The 19,222-nt window shown below is 68.3% G+C and carries 18 protein-coding genes; 9 read left to right on the top strand and 9 right to left on the bottom strand.

The annotated features are described in order from the left end of the window. Positions 1 to 92 precede the first annotated feature (92 nt). Complete coding sequence (locus AC1DY7_RS18230) at positions 93 to 632, bottom strand: NADPH-dependent FMN reductase (protein WP_477495108.1); 540 nt, start codon at positions 630 to 632, stop codon at positions 93 to 95. 91 nt (positions 633 to 723) lie between these two features. Here AC1DY7_RS18230 and AC1DY7_RS18225 point away from each other — a divergent pair, with 91 nt between their 5' ends. The 4 genes from AC1DY7_RS18225 to phoA all read left to right on the top strand — a co-directional run bounded on the left by AC1DY7_RS18225 (position 724) and on the right by phoA (position 5,130). Beyond that, positions 724 to 1,332, top strand: coding sequence for a TetR/AcrR family transcriptional regulator (locus tag AC1DY7_RS18225; RefSeq protein WP_477495107.1), 609 nt, complete (start codon positions 724 to 726; stop codon positions 1,330 to 1,332). Further along, positions 1,329 to 2,360: a DNA polymerase IV gene (locus tag AC1DY7_RS18220; protein WP_477495106.1), complete on the top strand. Its 1,032-nt coding sequence runs from the start codon at positions 1,329 to 1,331 to the stop codon at positions 2,358 to 2,360. The genes AC1DY7_RS18225 and AC1DY7_RS18220 overlap by 4 nt, the downstream gene beginning before the upstream one ends. Further along, complete coding sequence (locus AC1DY7_RS18215; RefSeq protein ID WP_477495105.1) at positions 2,354 to 3,508, top strand: AAA family ATPase; 1,155 nt, start codon at positions 2,354 to 2,356, stop codon at positions 3,506 to 3,508. Before AC1DY7_RS18220 ends, AC1DY7_RS18215 begins: the two co-directional genes overlap by 7 nt. Positions 3,509 to 3,597: 89 nt before the next feature. Then, entirely contained in the window at positions 3,598 to 5,130 is a 1,533-nt protein-coding gene (gene phoA / locus AC1DY7_RS18210) for an alkaline phosphatase (protein ID WP_477495266.1), read from the top strand. Here phoA and AC1DY7_RS18205 read toward each other — a convergent pair. Together AC1DY7_RS18205 and AC1DY7_RS18200 are read right to left on the bottom strand one after the other, a co-directional pair. Further along, positions 5,117 to 5,980 (bottom strand): SDR family oxidoreductase, encoded by an 864-nt coding sequence (locus tag AC1DY7_RS18205; RefSeq protein WP_477495104.1) that lies wholly within the window; start codon positions 5,978 to 5,980, stop codon positions 5,117 to 5,119. The two genes, phoA and AC1DY7_RS18205, sit on opposite strands and share 14 nt — an antisense overlap. Before the next feature lie 27 nt (positions 5,981 to 6,007). Then, a complete protein-coding gene (locus tag AC1DY7_RS18200; RefSeq protein ID WP_477495103.1) occupies positions 6,008 to 6,652 on the bottom strand; it encodes a TetR/AcrR family transcriptional regulator in 645 nt (214 codons plus the stop codon). Positions 6,653 to 6,784: 132 nt separating this feature from the next. Between AC1DY7_RS18200 and AC1DY7_RS18195 the strand changes: the two genes are divergently transcribed. Beyond that, positions 6,785 to 8,266: a cytochrome P450 gene (locus AC1DY7_RS18195; RefSeq protein ID WP_477495102.1), complete on the top strand. Its 1,482-nt coding sequence runs from the start codon at positions 6,785 to 6,787 to the stop codon at positions 8,264 to 8,266. Positions 8,267 to 8,338: 72 nt separating this feature from the next. On the opposite strand, the gene AC1DY7_RS18190 is transcribed toward AC1DY7_RS18195, so the two are convergent. The 3 genes from AC1DY7_RS18190 to AC1DY7_RS18180 all read right to left on the bottom strand — a co-directional run bounded on the left by AC1DY7_RS18190 (position 8,339) and on the right by AC1DY7_RS18180 (position 10,713). Further along, positions 8,339 to 8,731: a homocitrate synthase gene (locus tag AC1DY7_RS18190; RefSeq protein WP_477495101.1), complete on the bottom strand. Its 393-nt coding sequence runs from the start codon at positions 8,729 to 8,731 to the stop codon at positions 8,339 to 8,341. A gap of 159 nt (positions 8,732 to 8,890) precedes the next feature. Next, positions 8,891 to 9,670 carry a Fic family protein gene (locus tag AC1DY7_RS18185; protein WP_477495100.1) on the bottom strand — a complete coding sequence of 260 codons (780 nt, stop codon included), beginning with the start codon at positions 9,668 to 9,670 and terminating at the stop codon, positions 8,891 to 8,893. Next, positions 9,670 to 10,713, bottom strand: a complete 1,044-nt coding sequence (locus AC1DY7_RS18180; RefSeq protein ID WP_477495265.1) for a putative nucleotidyltransferase substrate binding domain-containing protein — start codon at positions 10,711 to 10,713, stop codon at positions 9,670 to 9,672. Before AC1DY7_RS18180 ends, AC1DY7_RS18185 begins: the two co-directional genes overlap by 1 nt. Positions 10,714 to 10,843: 130 nt before the next feature. Here AC1DY7_RS18180 and AC1DY7_RS18175 point away from each other — a divergent pair, with 130 nt between their 5' ends. Beyond that, a complete protein-coding gene (locus tag AC1DY7_RS18175) occupies positions 10,844 to 12,379 on the top strand; it encodes an amino acid permease (protein ID WP_477495099.1) in 1,536 nt (511 codons plus the stop codon). A 95-nt stretch (positions 12,380 to 12,474) separates the two neighbouring features. Next, positions 12,475 to 13,209 carry a sulfite exporter TauE/SafE family protein gene (locus AC1DY7_RS18170; protein ID WP_477495264.1) on the top strand — a complete coding sequence of 245 codons (735 nt, stop codon included), beginning with the start codon at positions 12,475 to 12,477 and terminating at the stop codon, positions 13,207 to 13,209. Between the two features lie 15 nt (positions 13,210 to 13,224). On the opposite strand, the gene AC1DY7_RS18165 is transcribed toward AC1DY7_RS18170, so the two are convergent. Both AC1DY7_RS18165 and AC1DY7_RS18160 read right to left on the bottom strand, forming a co-directional pair. Beyond that, a complete protein-coding gene (locus AC1DY7_RS18165) occupies positions 13,225 to 14,580 on the bottom strand; it encodes a neutral zinc metallopeptidase (protein ID WP_477495098.1) in 1,356 nt (451 codons plus the stop codon). A gap of 119 nt (positions 14,581 to 14,699) precedes the next feature. Next, positions 14,700 to 15,467: an SDR family NAD(P)-dependent oxidoreductase gene (locus tag AC1DY7_RS18160; protein WP_477495097.1), complete on the bottom strand. Its 768-nt coding sequence runs from the start codon at positions 15,465 to 15,467 to the stop codon at positions 14,700 to 14,702. Positions 15,468 to 15,621: 154 nt separating this feature from the next. On the opposite strand from AC1DY7_RS18160, the gene AC1DY7_RS18155 reads away from it, so the two are divergent. Beyond that, positions 15,622 to 17,127: a molybdopterin-dependent oxidoreductase gene (locus AC1DY7_RS18155; RefSeq protein ID WP_477495263.1), complete on the top strand. Its 1,506-nt coding sequence runs from the start codon at positions 15,622 to 15,624 to the stop codon at positions 17,125 to 17,127. Here the strand turns inward: AC1DY7_RS18155 and AC1DY7_RS18150 are convergent. Continuing rightward, positions 17,108 to 17,569 carry a pyridoxamine 5'-phosphate oxidase family protein gene (locus AC1DY7_RS18150; protein ID WP_477495096.1) on the bottom strand — a complete coding sequence of 154 codons (462 nt, stop codon included), beginning with the start codon at positions 17,567 to 17,569 and terminating at the stop codon, positions 17,108 to 17,110. The two genes, AC1DY7_RS18155 and AC1DY7_RS18150, sit on opposite strands and share 20 nt — an antisense overlap. A gap of 83 nt (positions 17,570 to 17,652) precedes the next feature. Here AC1DY7_RS18150 and AC1DY7_RS18145 point away from each other — a divergent pair, with 83 nt between their 5' ends. Next, a complete protein-coding gene (locus AC1DY7_RS18145) occupies positions 17,653 to 19,173 on the top strand; it encodes an ATP-dependent DNA ligase (RefSeq protein WP_477495262.1) in 1,521 nt (506 codons plus the stop codon). Positions 19,174 to 19,222 lie beyond the last annotated feature (49 nt).

Here is a 19,222-nt window from a genome sequence, read left to right as displayed (position 1 = left end):
TCCCACGTCTGGGAGCCGAACCGGCGCGCCGGCCCCTAGAGACGGCAGTCTATTGCGTCATCGAGGGGCCGGTGGCGGGATCGCCAACTGGCTCAGCCGACCTCGGCGGCCAGCTTGCCCACCACGTCGCGCACGCTCGCCGCCACATCGGCGGTCTCGCGCGGATGCTTCCCGTCGAACGCCTTCGACGGGATCGACAGCTTCTCGTCGATCACCCGCGGACCCGCGATGCCGAACGACTTGCGGGTCTCGTCATGCGCCCACACACCGCCGAACTGGCCCAGCGCGGTTCCGATGACAGCCAGCGGCTTGTCCTTCAGCGCGCCGTTGCCCCACGGGCGCGACAGCCAGTCGATGGCGTTCTTGAGCACGCCGGGGATGCTGCCGTTGTATTCGGGGGTGACCACCAGGGCCGCATCGGCGACGGCGGCGGCATCACGCAGTGCCACCACCGAGGCGGGCACGTCCTCGTTGTCGATGTCCTCGTTGTAATGCGGCAGGTCGCCGAGGCCCTCGTAAAGGCTCAAGGTCACCCCGTCCGGGGCGGACTCGACGGCCAGTTCGGCCAGTTGGCGATTCAGCGATGCGGCGCGCAAGCTACCCAGCAGAACCAACACCTTCGTCTCCGACATTTTCACTCCCCAGTCTGTACGGTCGTTTCCATCGTCACACACCTTAACCGGACTGTGGTCCGAATAATTCCGGCTGAGTTAAAGTGCAGGTATGGGCGCCCCTGAACCCCTGATAGCGCTGCCGCTGACCGGCGCCGTCGCGCACGAACGCGGCGACGCCGCGCGCAATCGCGCGCTGCTGCTGGACGCGGCACGCCGACTCATCGCCGAACGCGGCGCCGACGGCATGTCGATGGACGACGTCGCCGCAGCCGCCGGGGTGGGCAAGGGCACCTTGTTCCGGCGCTTCGGCAGCCGGGCCGGCCTCATGATCGTGCTGCTCGACGAGGACGAGAAGGCCGAACAGCAGGCCTTCATGTTCGGTCCACCACCGCTGGGGCCCGGCGCCCCGCCCTTGGATCGCCTGCTGGCCTACGGACGGGAACGGCTGCGATTCGTCCGCACGCACTACGCGCTGCTCTCGGATGCCAACCGTGACCCGCAGATGCGGTTCAACTCCCCCGCCACGCTGCACCACACCCACGTCCGGATGTTGCTCGAATCTGCCGGTACCACAGGTGATCTCAACGCACAGGCCGACGCACTGGTGGCACTGCTGGACGCGGACTACATCGAACATCAGGTCAACGATCGCGGCCAGGACCTCGACCGCCTCGGCGACGCATGGGAAAGCGTGGCCCGCAAGCTCTGCGGCACATGAAACCCTGGATCCTGCACGTCGACCTGGACCAGTTCCTGGCCTCGGTCGAACTGCGGCGGCATCCCGAACTCGTCGGCCTGCCGGTGATCGTCGGAGGCTCGGGTGACCCCGCCGAACCTCGCAAGGTGGTCACCTGCGCCTCCTATGAGGCGCGTGAGTTCGGCGTGCACGCGGGCATGCCGTTGCGCACGGCGGCCCGAAAATGCCCGGAGGCCACATTCCTCCCGTCGGATCCGGCCGCCTACGACGAAGCCTCCGAACAGGTGATGAGCCTGCTGCGCGACCTCGGTCACCCCCTGGAGGTGTGGGGCTGGGACGAGGCGTATATCGGTGCGGCCGTGGCGGATCCGTTCGACCTCGCCGAACGGATCCGCACCGTGATCGCCGCCGAGACCGGGCTGTCGTGCTCGGTCGGGATCAGTGACAACAAACAGCGTGCCAAGGTGGCCACCGGATTCGGCAAGCCCGCAGGGGTCTTCCGGCTCACCGATGCCAACTGGATGTCGGTCATGGGTGACCGTCCGGTCGACGCCCTCTGGGGCGTCGGGCCCAAGACGTCGAAAAAACTTGCCACCCTGGGTGTCACCACCGTCGCCGATCTGGCCACCACCGACGCGACCACACTCACCGCCGCATTCGGGCCGAGCACCGGTCTCTGGATCCTGCTGCTGGCCAAGGGCGGTGGCGACGACACCGTCAGCACCGAAGCATGGGTCCCACGGTCGCGCAGCCACGTGGTGACGTTCCCGCAGGACCTCATAGACCGAGCCGAGATGGACGCCGCCGTGGTCGAACTGGCGCACCGCACGCTGGCCGAGATCGTCGAGGCCGGCCGCACCGTCACCCGGGTCGCGGTCACGGTGCGCACCAAGACGTTCTTCACCCGCACCAAGATTCGCAAACTCGCCACCGCGGGCAACGACGCAGAACCCATCGTCGCCACCGCACTGGCTCTGCTCGGCGAGTTCGAACTGGACCGACCGATCCGGCTGCTCGGGGTGCGGCTGGAACTGGAGATGCCGTGCTGAGCACCGTCGCGGTCCGCGGCTACCGGTCGCTGCGTGATCTCACCCTGCCGTTGGGCGCGCTGACCGTCATCACCGGCGCGAACGGCACCGGCAAATCGTCGGTGTACCGAGCGCTGCGGTTGCTCGCCGACTGCGGGCGCGGCGCGGTGATCGGCTCACTGGCCCGTGAGGGCGGACTGGAGTCGGTGCTGTGGGCGGGGCCCGAGCAGACCAAGGGCGCCCGCCGTACCGGCGAGAGCACCGGCACCACCCGCACCCGGCCGGTGTCGCTGGAACTGGGCTTCGCCTCCGACGATTTCGGTTATCTGATCGACCTCGGCCTGCCCCAGTACGCCGGGCCGAACTCGGCGTTCGCCCGGGATCCCGAGATCAAACGCGAAGCGGTGTTCGCCGGTGCGGTGGCCCGGCCTGCGACCATCCTGATCCGCCGCGCCGGGGAGTACGCCGAGGTCGGCGCGGAGTCCGGCCGCGGCTTCGACCAACTCACCCGCGGCCTGCCCACCTACCACAGCGTGCTGTCCGAGTTCGCCCATCCGGGAACGCATCCCGAACTGGCGGCCGTGCGGGACCGGCTGCGTGGTTGGCGCTTCTACGACGGTTTCCGGGTCGACTCGGCGGCACCGGCGCGCCGCCCGCAGATCGGCACCCGCACCCCGGTGCTCTCCGATGACGGTGCCGACTTGGCCGCCGCCGTGCAGACCATCCTCGAAGTGGGCCAGGACGACCTGACCCGGGCGGTGGCCGACGCATTCGACGGGGCCACCCTCTCCGTCGCCGTGCACGACGGACTCTTCGAGCTGAACCTGCACCAACAGGGCATGCTCCGTCCGCTGCGGGCCGCCGAATTGTCCGATGGCACACTGCGTTTCCTGCTCTGGGGCGCCGCGTTGTCCAGCCCCCGGCCACCGTCTCTGATGGTCCTCAACGAGCCGGAGACCTCGCTGCATCCCGACCTCGTCGCACCGCTGGCCGAGATGATCCGCTCGACCGCCACCCGAACCCAGGTCGTCGTCATCACCCATGCCGCCGCACTGGTGGATCGGCTCGCCGCGGACTCGGAACTGGCGCTGTACAAGGAGTGGGGCGAAACCCGTGTCGACGGGCAGACCATGCTCAGCGCTCCACCGTGGGACTGGGGTAAGCGATAGCCGTTCGCGTACTCGTCAACCCGCGTTCACCCGGGTGCCGTTGAATTCCGCCGTCGATTCCACGAATCGGGGACCAGGGGGAACCAGTGGTGCGCATCAGTGGCCATCTCAAGACGATCGCCGTCATCGCGGCCGCGGCGGCCCTTCCGCTCGCAGCGTGCAGCAGCGACGAGAAAGCGGAGTCGAACGGTAACCCGGTCCAGCGCGCGGCATCCGGCGACCTCTCCGCCACCGGGGGCGCGCGCCGATTCGACGGCGACCAGAGCGGTGCGATCCGCGACGCCATCAACGCCTCCGGCGCGAAGAACGTCATCCTGCTGATCGGTGACGGGATGGGCGACTCCGAGATCACCCTGGCCCGCAACTACGACCGCGGCGCGGGCGGCTTCTTCACCGGACTGGATGCCCTGCCGCTGACCGGGCAGTACACCACCTATGCCCTGCGCAAGGACGGGAAACCGGACTACGTCACCGATTCCGCGGCGAGCGCCACCGGCTGGAGCACCGGCACCAAGACCTACAACGGCGCCCTGGGCATCGACATCGGGGCCAACCCGCACAAGACGATCCTGGAACTCGCCAGGGAGCAAGGCTTCGCGACCGGAGACATCACCACCTCAGAGATCCAGGACGCCACCCCGGCCGCATTGTTCTCACACATAACCAAACGCGGCTGCTACGGACCGGTCAAGACCGCGAAGGACTGCGGCAAGGAAGCCCTGGAGAACGGCGGACCCGGTTCGATCACCGAGCAGATGCTGGTGGCCCGGCCCGACATCACCATGGGTGGTGGCGCCAAGACGTTCGCCGAGACGGCCACCGGCGGCGACTACAAGGGCAAGACGCTCGAGGTCCAGGCCAAGGAGCGCGGCTACCAGATCGTCCGCACCGCAACCGAACTCGATGCGGTGACCAAGGCCGACCAGGACGCCCCGCTGCTGGGCCTGTTCGACGACGGCAACATGCCGGTGAGCTGGACCGGCCCCGCCGCCGTGCGGCAGGGCTACCTGCAGCCGGCCGCCACGTGCGGGCCCAATCCCAAACGGGGTGCGCAGGTGCCGGAGTTGGCGGCCATGACGCAGAAGACCATCGACCTGCTCAAGGCTCGGACAGGAACTTCCGAAAAAGATCCTGCCAAGGGCTTCTTCCTGCAGGTGGAGAGCGCCTCGATCGACAAGCGCGACCACATGGCCGACCCGTGCGGCCAGATCGGTGAGACGGTGGCGTTCGACGCCGCCGTGCAGAAGGCCCTGGAGTTCGCCAAGTCCGACGGCAACACCCTGGTCATCGCGACCGCCGATCACGGACACAGCAGCCAGATCGTCGAGCCGATCTCCCAGGACGACCTGGCCGACATCGCCGAGGAATCCAAGCAGCCCATCGAGCGGGTGCGCGACATCATGTACCCCGGCCTGACCCGGGTGCTCACCACCGCCGACGACGCGGACATGGTGGTCAGCTACGGAACCTCGGCCGACGTCGGTGTCGAGGACCAGACCCACACCGGCACCCAGGTGCGGCTGGCGGCCTACGGTCCGCGCGCGGCGAATGTGGTGGCGCTGACCGATCAGACCGATCTGTTCTTCACCATGACCGACGCGCTGGGCATCAAGCGCGGGTAGCGGACCCGTCCGGCCGCAGCGCCCGGGTGAACAGCAGGTTCGCCCGTCGCATGCTCACGCTGTAGGGCCACCAGGCGACCCGCTTGAACAGGTACAGCGCCCGGATGTCGGACGAGGTGTAGATGAGGAAACGGTTGCGCGCGACACCGTCGAGGATCTTGGCCGCGGCGTGCTCCGGGGACACCGCATGGCCGGCGAACCGGTCCACCCACTTGGCCACCCGGGGATCCTCCCGGTCTACGCCGGCGATCTGAATCGTCTGCACCAGACCGGTTTTGACCGCACCCGGCACCACCACCGACACCCCGATGCGGTGCCGGGCCAGATCGAAACGCAGCACCTCGCTCAGTCCGCGCAGCCCGTACTTGCTGGCGCTGTAGGCCGCATGCCAGGGCAGCGCGACGATGCCTGCCGCCGACGACACGTTGACCAGGTGTCCACCCCGGCGTGCGGCCACCATCGGCGGCAGGAACGTCTCGATGATGTGGATGGGCCCCATCAGGTTCACGTCGATCATGGACTTCCAGTGCTGATGGGTCAGCGTCGACACGGTGCCCCAGGCCGAGATCCCGGCGATGTTGCACACCAGGTCCATCGACCCGTGGGCGGCGTGGACGTCGTCGGCGAACGCGCAGACCGCGTCGAAGTCGGTGATGTCGAAGGCCCGGTAGGCCCCGACGATGCCGCCGAGTGCCTCCACATCGGCGGCGGTGACCGCCAGCCCGTCGGCATCTCGGTCGGTGAGGAACAACTCGGCGCCTTCGGCGGCCAGCCGCAGGGCGGTGGCGCGGCCGATTCCGCTGGCCGCACCTGTCAGAAGACACCGTTTGCCCGCGAACGTATCCGGCATGGCCCAGATGCTACCGGCGGTACCGGATCAGACGGCGTTGCCGCCCCACAACGCGTGCAACCACAGTTTCTCCAGCACCCCGACGATGCGGTCCCGGTCTTCGCCGGGCCCCGAGAACGGCAGGTCCCCGGAGAACGCCATCACCGTCGTGGCACCGAGGGTCCGGATCAGCGTCGGGATGTCCTCGGAGATCGGGTGGGCGGTGCCGGCCGTCATCTCGTTCTCGACCACGGCGATGATCTGCTTGATCACGGCGAGCATCTGCTCGTCCTGGATGCGGCGGATCTCGGCGTCGGTCGCCCGGGCGGCGTAGCAGGCCGACATCACCGGGTCGTTGTGGGCAAAGGTCAGGGCCGCGCTGCCGACCATCCGCTTGGCGAAGGCGGCCGGCGTCTCCCCGGGACTGCGGGGCGCGAAGTGGTGGGTGAGCTCTTCGAGTTCCCGCGTCGCCTCGTCCAGGATCTGCGCGAGCACCGCGTACTTGGTGTCGAAATAGAAGTAGAAGCCCGACCGGGCCACGCCGGCCCGCTCACTGATCATGCTCACCGACAGGTCGGCGAACGGTTTTTCCTCCAGCAGTGCGCGGACGGCCGCGACGATGGCATCGCGTTGCCGGTCCCCCCGGCTGCGACGGACCGGCGAATCTGGCGCAGGTTCCGGCTGTGCAGTCATGGTTTAGACCTTTACATCGCGACGCGCCAGAACAAAACTTGACATGCGTCAAGTCTGGCATACAGGATGACATCTACGAGTGACATCGACCACAGGTCTGTTAGCCCGACGATCTTCTCAGGAGCTCCAACGATGCCCGCAATCAACACTCCGGCCTACCTTCTCGATCAGGCCAAACGACGCCTGACCCCGACCCCGGTGACGATCCCCGGGATGGGCGCCATCGAGAAGAGGTTGCTGGAGCGGGAGTGGAACGAGTTCCCGCTGGCCCCGGCGCCCCCCGGCAGCGGCCTCAAGACGATCATGGGCGACTCCGGCCTGCCGGTGTTCGGGCACATGATCGAGATGTTCCGCGGCGGCCCGGACTTCATCCTGCACCTGTACCGCAAGTACGGCCCGGTGCACTACATGTTCTCCCCCGTACTGCCCGCGGTGCTGACGATCGGCCCGGATGCCACCCAGGCCGTGTTCTCCAACCGCAACAAGGATTTCTCGCAGCGCGCCTGGGACCCGGTGATCGGTCCGTTCTTCGACGGCGGGCTGATGCTGCGCGACTTCGACGACCACATGTTCCACCGCCGGATCATGCAGGAGGCGTTCACCCGCAGCCGGCTCACCGGCTACGTCGAGCACATCGACAGCGTTGCCAGCCAGGTGCTGGCCAACGACTGGGTGGCCAACGACCGGCGCTTCCTGTTCTACCCCGCCGTCAAGGAGCTGACGCTGGACATCGCCTCGGTGGTGTTCATGGGCCATGAGCCGGGCGCCGACCGCGAACTCGTCACCACGGTGAACCACGCCTTCACCACCACCACCCGCGCGGGCAACGCGATCGTCCGCAAGCCGGTGCCGCCGCTGAGCTGGTGGCGTGGCGTGAAGGCGCGCGAGACATTGGAGAACTACTTCAACAGCCGCATCGCCGAGAAGCGGGCCTCGCGGGACACCGACATGTTCAGCGTGCTGTGCCATGCCGAGGACGAGGACGGTCAGCGGTTCACCGACGAGGACATCGTCAGCCACATGATCTTCCTGATGATGGCCGCCCACGACACGTCGACCTCGACGCTGACGACCATGGCCTACCACCTGGCGGCCAACCCCGAATGGCAGGAGCGCTGCCGTGAGGAGTCCGACCGGATCGGCGACGGCCCGCTGGACATCGAGTCGCTGGAGAAGCTGGAAACCTACGACCTGGTGATCAACGAGGCGCTGCGGATGCAGACCCCGCTGCCGTTCAACTTCCGCCAGACCGTGCGCGACACCGACATCCTGGGCTACTACCTGCCCGCCGGCACCAACGTCATGACGTGGCCGTCGATCAACCATCGGCTGCCCGAGCTGTGGACCGACCCGGAGAAGTTCGATCCCGCCCGCTTCGCCGAGCCGCGCAACGAGCACAAGAAGCACCGCTACGCGTTCGCCCCCTTCGGCGGTGGCGCCCACAAGTGCATCGGCATGGTGTTCGGCCAGCTGGAGATCAAGACGGTCATGCACCGGCTGCTGCGCCGCTACCGCCTCGAGCTGCCCCACAAGGGCTACCAGCCGCACTACGACTACGGCGGCATGCCCGTGCCGATCGATGGCATGCCGATCGTGCTGCGCCCGATCCGCTGACGCATCGGGTTCGACAGGCCAGTTGTTGCACACACTTCGCGAGAAGCCGTGCAACAACTGGCCTTTCGGCGTTTAAGCGAGCCGGTTCGCGCAGGCGGTGAACGCCCGCAGCGCCGACTGTGTCGGGGACTCCGACCAGCCGATGGCCCATTCGGTGCGCACCCCGTCGGTGCCACGGATGAAGGTCGCGGTCTGCCCGCCGGCCCGCAACTGGTGGAAGTTCAGCATCTCGACGGCAAAACCCTGGTCGTAGAGCAGCGCTGTCAGCGCGGCGAGCGGGCCCGGCGCGGCGGCCAGCGACGCGGCCGTCTGCTCGTCCAGGCTCAGCGGACCGGTGCTGGAGAACGTCGCGGCGACGTCGTCCCAGGACATGTCGCCGGCCAGTTCACGCAGGCCGCGCGGCAGCGGGGTGTCGAAGAAGTCGGCGAAACGAGGCCCGGTGAGAGTGGTGGTGAGGGTGCTCATGATGTCGGTCTTTCGGCTCAGAAGAGGCGACCGACGGGTAGTAGCGTCCGACCCACAGCGGGGGGTCGGTCCGGATCAGACCCCGCTGGGGATGGCTACTACGACATTGCGATGCACGTCCGCGAGGCTAGCGGCTACCCCGCGGTCTCTGCAACCCGTTTAGCCGAGCGCGCGCACCAGCAGCGGGATGAAGGGCCGGTGGTTGGCCTGGCCGTCGCGACGGAACGGCATGCTGTCCGCCGAGGCGCTGTACCAGTCGGCGCGGGTGAGGCCCGACAGGTCGAATGGATACCCGCACAGCGCCGACACGGTGTGCAGCAGCAGCGTCCCGGTGCGGCCGTTGCCTTCCCGGAACGGGTGTATCTGGTTGTAGTCGGCGTACAACCGCGACAGTTCATAGGCCAGCGCGGGCGCATCGGCGGGCCGGTCGGCCGCCACCCGGCGGGCGTGCCCGGTGACAGCGTCCATCTGCGGCGCGATGTCGGCCTGCCATCCGAATGCCGCGTCGCCGCGCCGCAGTTCGGTGACCCGGTACTCCCCCGCCCAGGCATACACATCGGCAAACACCTGCTGGTGGATCACCCGGGCGTCCAGATCGGCGGCACCCACCAGCCCGGCGCCGATCCGCTGCTGCCACGCGAGCATGCGGCCCGCGGTCGCGACAAATTCCAGCTCGGTCAGCGCCGCCTGCTCAACGAGCCCGAAGTTGTTGCGTAACAATGTCGTTCCGGGAATCAGATAGGGAACGCGGCGGCGCAGCACCCACCGGCGCGCAGGCGGCGCCGCGGGTGGGTACCGAGCGCGGTAGCCGGCCAGATACTCCCCGAACGTCAGTTCCGCGCGCCCCAGCCTGCCCAGGTCGTCGAGTTGTTCGGCGGTGGGCCCCCACCCCTCCAGCCGCGCAGCGGCGACGGTCTGGCGCACCGCGCCGGATGTCACTACCGGTACGCCGAGGTAGAGGCCAGGAAGGTGAGCTTGCGGCAGATCCCCGCCACCTCGCGGTGCACGCCCCGCAACCCGGCGCGCTCATGCGGGGCGATGTCGGTCAGCGCGATGACGTCCGAGACCGGCCTGCCCTGCAGCCACGGCCCGGTCCGCATGCGCCAGCGGAATCGGGTCAACCACAGGAAACACTCGTTCAGGGTCGAAACATCTTCGGCATCAAGGATATCGGCGGCCCCGGCCGCGTCGAGGCGGCCAAGGGTGGACACCGTCACCGAGCCCGCCGACAGCCCGGCCCAGCGGGCGATCTTGACCACCGGATCCACCATCGCGAGCTTCATGTCGACCGTGTCGGCGTTCCGGGCGAAGATGCGCAGCCGCGACGGGAAGCCGGCCCGCAGGGTGGTGGCGTCGTCGAGCATCGCCTTGCGCACCGGATAGTGCCGTCCCACCGCGGCGACGGTGGCAGCGCGAAGGACGTCCGCGCCGTCCGGCGCCAGCCCGGCCGCGTCGGCCACCAGTCCGGTCATCACCACGCCCCGGTCTTCGCGAGGATCGGCGGACCAGCGTTCGATGCCCTCGGTCCAACTCTGCATCCGGCGGCAGAACCGCGGCCGGCTGCCCAGCACCCCGTTGCCGTCCCCCTGGACGCCGCACCGCTCCAGCAGGGCGTGTACGTCGGCGGCCCGTGCCATCAGGGCCGCCTTGCGGTCCTCGGACACGCTGTCGGCCAAGGCGACCATCGTCTCGACGTCCGAGCCGGGCGCCGCCTCGCCGCGCGCCACACTGCCGGAGACGAACCAGCGAGATTCACGTTCGTCATCGCCGGGCGTCAGTGCCACGGCGGCGGCGACGCCGTGGCGCAGGACCTCCGACCAGCCCGCCGCCAATGCCTGCGCTGGCGTGTGCGCCGCCAGTTCCTCGGTGACCGCGAGTTTGGCCCGCTCGACTCCGGCGCGCAGATCCGCCTCATCGCTGGCAGCATCGATGACTGCGAGGGCTGCGGCGATGCCGCGCCCGGAGGGGCTGTCGGGAGGCACGGAATTGATTGTCACTCGCACGCTCCCTGGGCGCAGGTCACACAAATGTGACAGTTCCGAAATGCGGGAAACAAAAACACACGCTAATTTCTATCGCACGATAGTTATTACCACCACCCAGGAGCACAGCATGACCGCCCCCTTCGACCCGGCGATCTCCTCACAGGAGGACGCCGCCACCCTCGAGGAGCTCGGGTATACGCAGGAACTGCACCGCGGCATCGGCGGTTACGCCGCCTTCGCCGCCGGCTTTTCCTTCGTCTCGATCCTCACCACCGTCTTCGCCTTCTTCCCGCTCGGCTTCGCCCTCGGCGGCCCCGCTTTCTTCTTCACCTGGCCGATCGTGTTCATCTGTCAGTTCTGCGTCTGCCTGGTCTTCGCCGAACTGTCCGGCAAGTTCCCCGTGGCGGGTGCCATCTATCAGTGGTCCCGGCGCCTGGCCGGTAACGCCGTCGGCTGGTTCGCCGGCTGGTTCATGCTGATCGGCTACATCGTGTCCATCGCGGCGCTGGCGATCGCCATGCAGACCGTGCTTCCCCCGATCTGGAGTGGCTTCCAGGTCGTCGGCACCGACATGGATCCGCTGTCGGTGGACGGTGCCACCAACGGCATCATCCTGGGCAGCATCACCATCGTCCTGTGCACCGTCATCAGCGCCGCCGGAGTGCGGTTCATGGCGCGCATCACGGTCACCGGCGTGACGCTGGAGATCATCGGCGTCTTCCTCATCATCGGTGCGATGTTCTGGAACGCCGAGCGCACCCCGGTGCAGGCGGTGGTCGACACCGGCGGTCACGGCAGCGGCCTGGGCTACCTGCCCGCGTTCCTGGCATCCATGCTGATGGCCGCCTACGTGATGTACGGATTCGACAGTGCCGCAGAGCTTTCCGAAGAGACCAGGGATCCACGGCGGACCGCTCCCAAGGCCATCGTCAACGCCCTGCTGGTGTCCTTCATCGGTGGCGGCCTGATGATCGTGGCGGCACTCATGTCGGCACCCGAACTGGGTGACGACCTGGCCACCGGCGGCATGGCCTGGGTCATCGAGAGCCAACTGGACACCTGGCTGGGCAAGACGCTGCTGGGCCTGGTCGCGGTCGCGATGTTCTCCGCCACGCTGGCCATCCAGGCCTCGGCCTCACGGGTGATGTTCTCGATGGCCCGCGACAACCGGCTGCCGTTCGGCAAGCTCCTGGCCAAGGTGAACAAGCGCACCGGCACCCCGGTCATCACCGGCATCGCGGTGTCCACGCTGGCCATCGGCGTGCTGCTGGTCAACCTGGGCCAGGCCAGTGTGTTCCTGGCCATCGCGTCGGTGTCGGTGGTCATCGTCTACCTGGCCTACCTGATGGTGACGGTGCCCGCGCTGGTGCACCGGCTCCGCGGGACCAGCCTCTCGCACGGAAAGCCCGTCATGGACCTGGGCAAGTGGGGCATCCCGGTCAACCTCGTCGCGGTGGTCATGGGCGGCCTGCTGGTCGTCAACATCGGCTGGCCGCGACAGGAGGTCTACAACCCGGCGGGCGATTCGTGGTTCCTGCAGTACTTCGCGGTGATCTTCGTCGCACTGACCCTGGTCGTGGGCTTCGTCGCCTACCGCGTCGTCAAGGACCGCGACGGCGCCCCCGACCCAGTTGACGCCCTGGTTTCGCCCAAGAAGAAGTAGTACGCGGGCACCGAGATCCCGCCTCCGCGACCCGGGGGCGGGATTCCTGCCCGGACCGGTCGCTGCGCCAGGATGGGCCGGTGACGTGGTCGGAAATGCTGCTCCTGGTCGCCGCCGGAATCGGCGGCGGCCTCGCCGGCAGCATCGCCGGGCTGGCGTCGGTGTCCACCTATCCGGCGCTGCTGCTCGTCGGATTGCCCCCGGTGGCCGCGAACGTCACCAACACCGTCGCACTGGTGTTCAACGGCGTCGGATCGGTGTGGGGCTCGCTGCCCGAACTGAAGGGCCAGGGCGCCAAGCTGCGCCGGATGGTGCCCCTGGCCGCGCTCGGCGGCGCGGCCGGCGCTGCGCTGCTCCTGTCGATTCCCGCCGAAGGGTTCGAGAACGTGGTGCCGGTGCTCCTGGCGGCGTCCTCGGTAGCGATCGCCCTGCCGATCCGCAACGACGCCGACCGGCCCCGCAGCACCAGACACCGTGTGCTGCAAGGACTTCTCGTATTGGCGATCTGCGTCTACGGCGGGTTCTTCGGGGCCGCGGCCGGGGTGCTGCTGCTGGCCATGTTCCTGCGCACCGGCAGTCCCAGCCTGGCCGACGCCAACTCCACCAAGAACGTGGTGCTCGGCATCGCCAACGGGGTGGCGGCGCTCGGTTTCGTCCTGTTCGCCCCGGTGAGTTGGGCCGCCGTCATCCCGCTGGGGCTGGGCTGCCTGATCGGCTCGCGGCTGGGGCCGGTGGTGGTTCGCCATGCCCCGGCGACCCCGCTGCGCCTGCTCATCGCGGTCGCCGGACTCGGCCTGGCCGTCAAGCTCGGACTGGACACCTATCGATGAGACGCGTGACGGAGGTCAGTGCTGGTACTCCGTGCATGCCTCGGCACCGTTGATGACGCCTTCGCGGAACGCGCGCACCCGGTCGAATCCTGCGCCCTGGCGGTCGGCATCCTCGTCGCCGCGGAACACGAGCAGCGCCTTGATCCCCTCGTCGAGGTCACCCGGTGAGATGGACCAGGTGCTGGTCTCCTCGCGGTTGTGCAGGATGACGCTGGCGGTGTAGGCACCGGCGAAGCAGTCGCCCCGCGCGGTCGAGGTCTTCACATCGGAGTCGTCACCCAGTCGGGTCAGGGCCGCCAGCCCGTACTGGGTGGCCAGCAGCGTGGCCACCGCGTAGTCGCCGCCCTGGTCGTACACCCGCGGCATCGTCTGCTTGTCGTCCCAGCCGATGTAATCGTCGGGCACGCAGTAGAACAGCGAGAAGCCTTCGGTGGATTGGTCGCCGCAGTTCGGCGGGCTGGATGGGTCGAACGGCTCCAGTCCGTGCACCGGCGGCCACTCCTTCCCGTTGGAGATCTCCGGATACACGTGGGTCCAGTAGTCCTCCAGGTCATACGGCACACCGTTGGTGATGGACTCGTAGGGGGCGTCGCCGCCGCGGGCGGCGTCCTCGGGGTCGGCGAACGGCAGCGCCAGCACCATCGGGTCGTCGTCGCGGTAGTCCTTGCACCGCTGCAGGCCGTTGTCGAAACCGTCCTGGAAGGCGCCGACGCGGTCGAATCCGCTGCCGTGCGCGGACGGGTCGAGTTTGTCGGTGCCCACCGGGTCACGCAGATCCAGGATGCCGGCCAGCGCGGTGTCCAGTTCCCCGCTGGTCACCTCGAAGACCTTGTCGTCCTTGGCATGCCGGGCCCAGGCACCGGCGAAGCAGTCCGCCTGCAGTTCCCTGGTGACGGTCCGCGCGGTGAAGTTCGACCGCGCCTGCACCGCGTGCCCCCACTCGTGGGCCATGACCACCGGGATGACGAAATCGCCGTATTTGGACTGCAGGTCGGGGAACAAGCCGGTCGAATCCCAGGCGACGACGTCCTTGGAGCCGCAGTAGAAGGCGTTGCCCGCGACGTCTTCGGGGCCGGCGGCGCACGGCGGCGTCTCTCCCGAGGACGGGTCCACCGCGAAGAACCCGCCCGCGACGGGTTCGTAGTCCTTGCCGTACAGGTCGGGGAATTCCTTGCCCCAGAACGACTGCAGGTCGGCGATGGCCTCGACGGCCAGCTGATTCAGCGGACCCGACGCATCACCTTGCACCTTGATCCCGCTGGTGTCGGGCTTGACGGCCATTGCCGAGGATTTGGGGATCTCGACCTTGGGACCGCCGCAGGCGGCCACCATCACGACCGCGGCGCACGCCGCGGCGATTCGCTTGAGCATGGGCAAACAGTAGTGCGCATGCTTGGAATCGGCTTGGAAATCAGTGAGCTGCCGCTATGCGTCAGCCGGCGCGATCGGAGGCCGCATCGGCAACCGATCACGCCGGCTTCGGCAGACGTTTACTTCGGGGCGAACCGCTGGCCGGCGTCCAGCCGTACACACTGCCCGTTGAGCATCGGGTTCTCGACGATCGCCACCGCGAGTTTGGCGTACTCCTCGGGCTTGCCGAGGCGCTTCGGGAAGGCCGCGTCCTTCGTCAGCACGGCGGCGAACTCATCCGGGATGCCCTCGGTCAGTCCGGTCGCGAACAGGCTCGGCGCGATGGCCAAGGCGCGAATACCCAAGCTGCCGAGATCTCTTGCCATGGTCAGGCACATCCCGGCGATGGCGGCCTTGGATGCGGTGTAGGCGATCTGGCCGATCTGGCCTTCGAACGCGGCGATGGACGCCGTGTTGATGATGACGCCGCGCTCCTCGGCCTCCTCGTCGACCGGTTCGTTCTTGCTCATGTGCCACGCCGACAATCGGCTGATGTTGAAGGTGCCGATGAGATTGAGGTCGATCGATTTGCGGAACGACTCCAGGCTGTGCGGACCGTCCTTCTTGACCGTGCGCTCACCGATACCGCCGCCGGCGGTGGTGACCGCGATGTGCAGCCCGCCCAGGTCGGCGACGGCCGCCTCGAGAACCTTCTCCGTGCCGTCGAAGTCGGTGATGTCCACCTCGTGGAACGCGCCGCCGATCTCCTGGGCGACATCCTTGCCCTTCGACTGCGGCCGGTCCAGGATGGCGACGCTGGCCCCCCGCTTGGCCAACGCCTCCGCGGTGGCGCGGCCGAAGCCGGATGCCCCGCCGACGACGACGGCCTTCTTGCCCGAGATCTCCATCTAGCTCCCTTTCACGGTGGTGCGTTCACGGTGTCAGTTTCCACAATCGGGTCAGACTGTAACGCCGACCTTCCCGCGACACTTTACGGTAAGCCTTTCGGGGACTCCGCTCGGCTAGCGTGGATCTGTGACAGCCATCGCTCCCGGCACCCGCATGCTCTGTGGGATCTCCGCTGCAGCCATCACCCTCGGCGTCAGCGCGCTGGCGGCCATCCCGCTCGGCGCCTCCGCAGATGCCCGCACCGCCGTCGGCTCCACGGTCATCGACCACACCCCGGGAGCCGTGAAGGAATGGGCGATCCAGACCTTTGGCACCAACGACAAGCTGTTCCTCACGGTAGCGGTGCTCCTCATCATCGCGATCCTGGCCGCGCTGGCCGGGCTGCTGGAGCGGCGCCGTTTCCCGATCGGCAGCGTGATGTTCGCCGCCGCCGGAGCCGCCGGTTGCGCGGCCGTGCTCACCCGCGCGGGAGCGGGCCCGATGGACATGATCCCTACCGTCGTCGGCGCGGTGGCCGGCATCGTCACGTTGCGGTTCCTGGTCTCGGGACGGCTTCTCGACGAATCCGCCCATGAATCAGCCGAAGCCGATCCGGGACGGCGGTTGTCGCTCGCAGCGCTCGGACTGCTCGGCCTGGGCACGCTGAGTGCGGCGCTGGGCTCGGTCTACGGCGGGCGGCTCACCTCGGTGTCCGGCGACCGCAACGCGTTCTCGCCGCCCCCGCTGGCCAAGCCCGCTCCGCCGGTACCCCCCGGTGTGCAACCCGAGGGTGTTGCGCTGCCCAGTTTCGTGACAGACAACGCCGACTTCTACCGGATCGACACCGCACTCTCGGTGCCGCAGCTGGCCCGCGGAAACTGGGAGCTACGCATCCACGGCATGGTCGATCACGAAAAGACCTACCGCTTCGACGATCTCACCGCCTTCGAACTGATCGAGAAGGTGGTCACGTTGACCTGCGTGTCCAACCCGGTGGGTGGTGACCTGATCGGCAACGCCGTGTGGTCCGGCTACCGGGTGCGTGACCTGCTCGCCGCAGCCGGCGTGCATCCCGACGCCGACATGGTGCTGTCCACCTCCAGTGACGGCTTCACGGCGGGCACGCCGGTGCAGGCCCTCACCGACGACCGCGATGCCCTGTTGGCGATCACCATGAACGGTCAGCCGCTGCCCGTCGAGCACGGCTACCCGGTGCGGCTGGTGGTGCCTGGCCTGTACGGCTACGTCTCGGCCACCAAATGGGTGGTCGACCTCGAACTCACCAGATATGACCGGGCAGAGGCGTATTGGACCCGGTTGGGCTGGTCGGAGAAAGGCCCGATCAAGACGCAGTCCCGCATCGACGTGCCTCGCAGCGGTGCCGACGTGCCGAAGGGGCCGGCCCGGTTCGGTGGGGTGGCGTGGGCGCAGAACCGCGGGGTGCGGGCGGTCGAGGTACGCATCGACGACGGACCCTGGCAGCCGGCCACGCTCGGGGCCGCCTACTCGAATGACACCTGGCGGCTGTGGAGCTTCGACTGGCAGGCCGAACAACCCGGGCTGCACGACATCTCGGTGCGCGCCACCGACAACACCGGTGCGGTGCAGACCGCCGATCTGGCAGACGTCGTGCCCGACGGTGCGACCGGTTGGCACACCGTCAACTTCGCGGTGAAGTAACCGGTTTCACGTCGGTCGTCTGGTACCGCGGCCCTGTGGAGTCGCGGAACTCCCGGCCCGTCATCTGCTCGGTCTTGATCCGGATGAAATGGTCGCGATGGCCGGTCACCCACGGCGTGACGAAAGTGCCTGCCACCTCGACCAGATCATCGACCCCGGTGATCGGCTCGGCGTGGCCGACGACCGTCACACTCCACCCGGAGCGCAGGTCCTGATCGAGGTCGTCAGCCTCGAACGCCACCACCTGATGATCCGCCGCAGCAGCCAGTTTGGCCCCGCCGGCCACCCTGATCACCACATCGTCGCGCCACAGCCGGAAGTTCACCGGCTGCACCGCGGGCAGCGCGCCCTCGGTGAAGATGAGCCGGCCGACGCGGGTGGTCTGCAGCCGGTCCAGGCACTGCCTGCGGTTGAGGACGTCGAGTTCGTGTGTGTTCGGCATGGATCTCATGCTCTGCCGAGATGCGCCGCCAGTACAGAGCCGAAGGTCCCGACTTGTCACACGGCCGTGGCACGGTGGAAGCCATGTTGCTCAGTGCGGTGGCGGACGCCTCGACCGACGTGGCCGCGTCGTCCTCGCGGCTGGCCAAGACGGCACGGGTGGCCGACCTACTCAGCCGGACCGATCCCGGCGAGGTCGCCATCGTGGTGTCCTGGCTGACGGGTGAGCTTCCGCAACGCCAGATCGGTGTCGGTTGGGCGGCCCTGCGGGTGCTACCCGAACCGGCCGACGCGCCGGCACTGACGGTCTCCGGTGTCGACGAGACGCTGTCGCTCATCAAGGCCACCACGGGCAAGGGCTCCCAGGCGCTGCGTAGCCGGTTGCTCGCCGACCTGTTCACCACGGCCACCGCCACCGAACAGGTCTTCCTGCGCAAGCTGCTCTCCGGTGAGCTCCGGCAGGGTGCGCTGGCCGGGGTGATGGCCGAGGCCGTTGCCCGGGCGGCCGGCGTTCCCGGCGCCGACGTGCGCCGGGCGGCCATGCTGTCCGGAGATCTCGCCACGGTCGCGGTGGCTGCGCTGTCCGAGGGCGGCGCCGGCCTGGCCCGGTTCACCCTCGCCGTCGGCAGGCCCGTCGGACCCATGCTGGCGCAAACCGCGACCGGCGTCGGCGATGCCCTCGAAAAGCTCGGCGGCACCGCAGTTTTCGAGGCGAAGCTGGACGGCGCCAGGGTTCAGATCCACCGCACCGGGGACGCCGTCACGGTGTACACCCGCAGCCTCGACGACGTCACCGCACGGCTACCGGAGGTGGTCGACGCGGCGTTGGCCCTGCCGGTCACCGATCTCATCGCCGACGCCGAGGCCATCGCGCTGCGACCGGACGGGCGTCCTCACCGCTTTCAGGTCACCGCATCCCGGTTCGGTAGTTCGACCCCAGGAGAGCAGCCGCTGTCGGTGTTCTTCTTCGACCTGCTGCACCACGACGGCACCGATCTGCTCGATCTGCCCATCACCGAACGACTCGCCGTCCTCGACGGGGTGGTACCGGCCACCCGACGGGTGGACCGACTATGCACCTCCGATCCTGATGCCGCCGCGCGATTCCTGGAGTCGACGCTGGCCGCGGGTCACGAAGGGGTGATGGCGAAGTCGCCCACCTCGCCGTATGAGGCGGGCCGGCGCGGATCCGGGTGGCTGAAGGTGAAGCCGGTGCACACCCTGGACCTCGTGGTGCTGGCGGTGGAGTGGGGCTCGGGGCGGCGCACCGGCAAGCTGTCCAACATCCACCTGGGTGCGCTGGATCCGGCCACGGGCGGATTCGTGATGCTGGGCAAGACGTTCAAGGGCATGACCGACGCCATACTGGACTGGCAGACCCAGCGCTTCACCGAGCTCGCGGTCGGTAGCACCGATGGGTACGTGGTGACGGTGCGCCCGGAGCAGGTCGTCGAGATCGCCTTCGACGGGGTGCAGGGCTCGACGCGTTATCCCGGCGGGATGGCGCTGCGTTTCGCCAGGGTGCTGCGCTACCGCGACGACAAACCCGCCGCCGACGCCGACACCGTCGACACCGTGCGCGCCCTGTACGAACGAGGCAGTTGAGTCCAAACCGGCGGTTCGGCCGCAGCGCGATTTTGTTCGGTGCGAGGAT

Source organism: Mycobacterium sp. P2_H7 (assembly GCF_056403275.1).
Note: the sequence above shows the minus strand (reverse complement) of the source record. Positions and strands in the feature narration are given on the sequence as shown.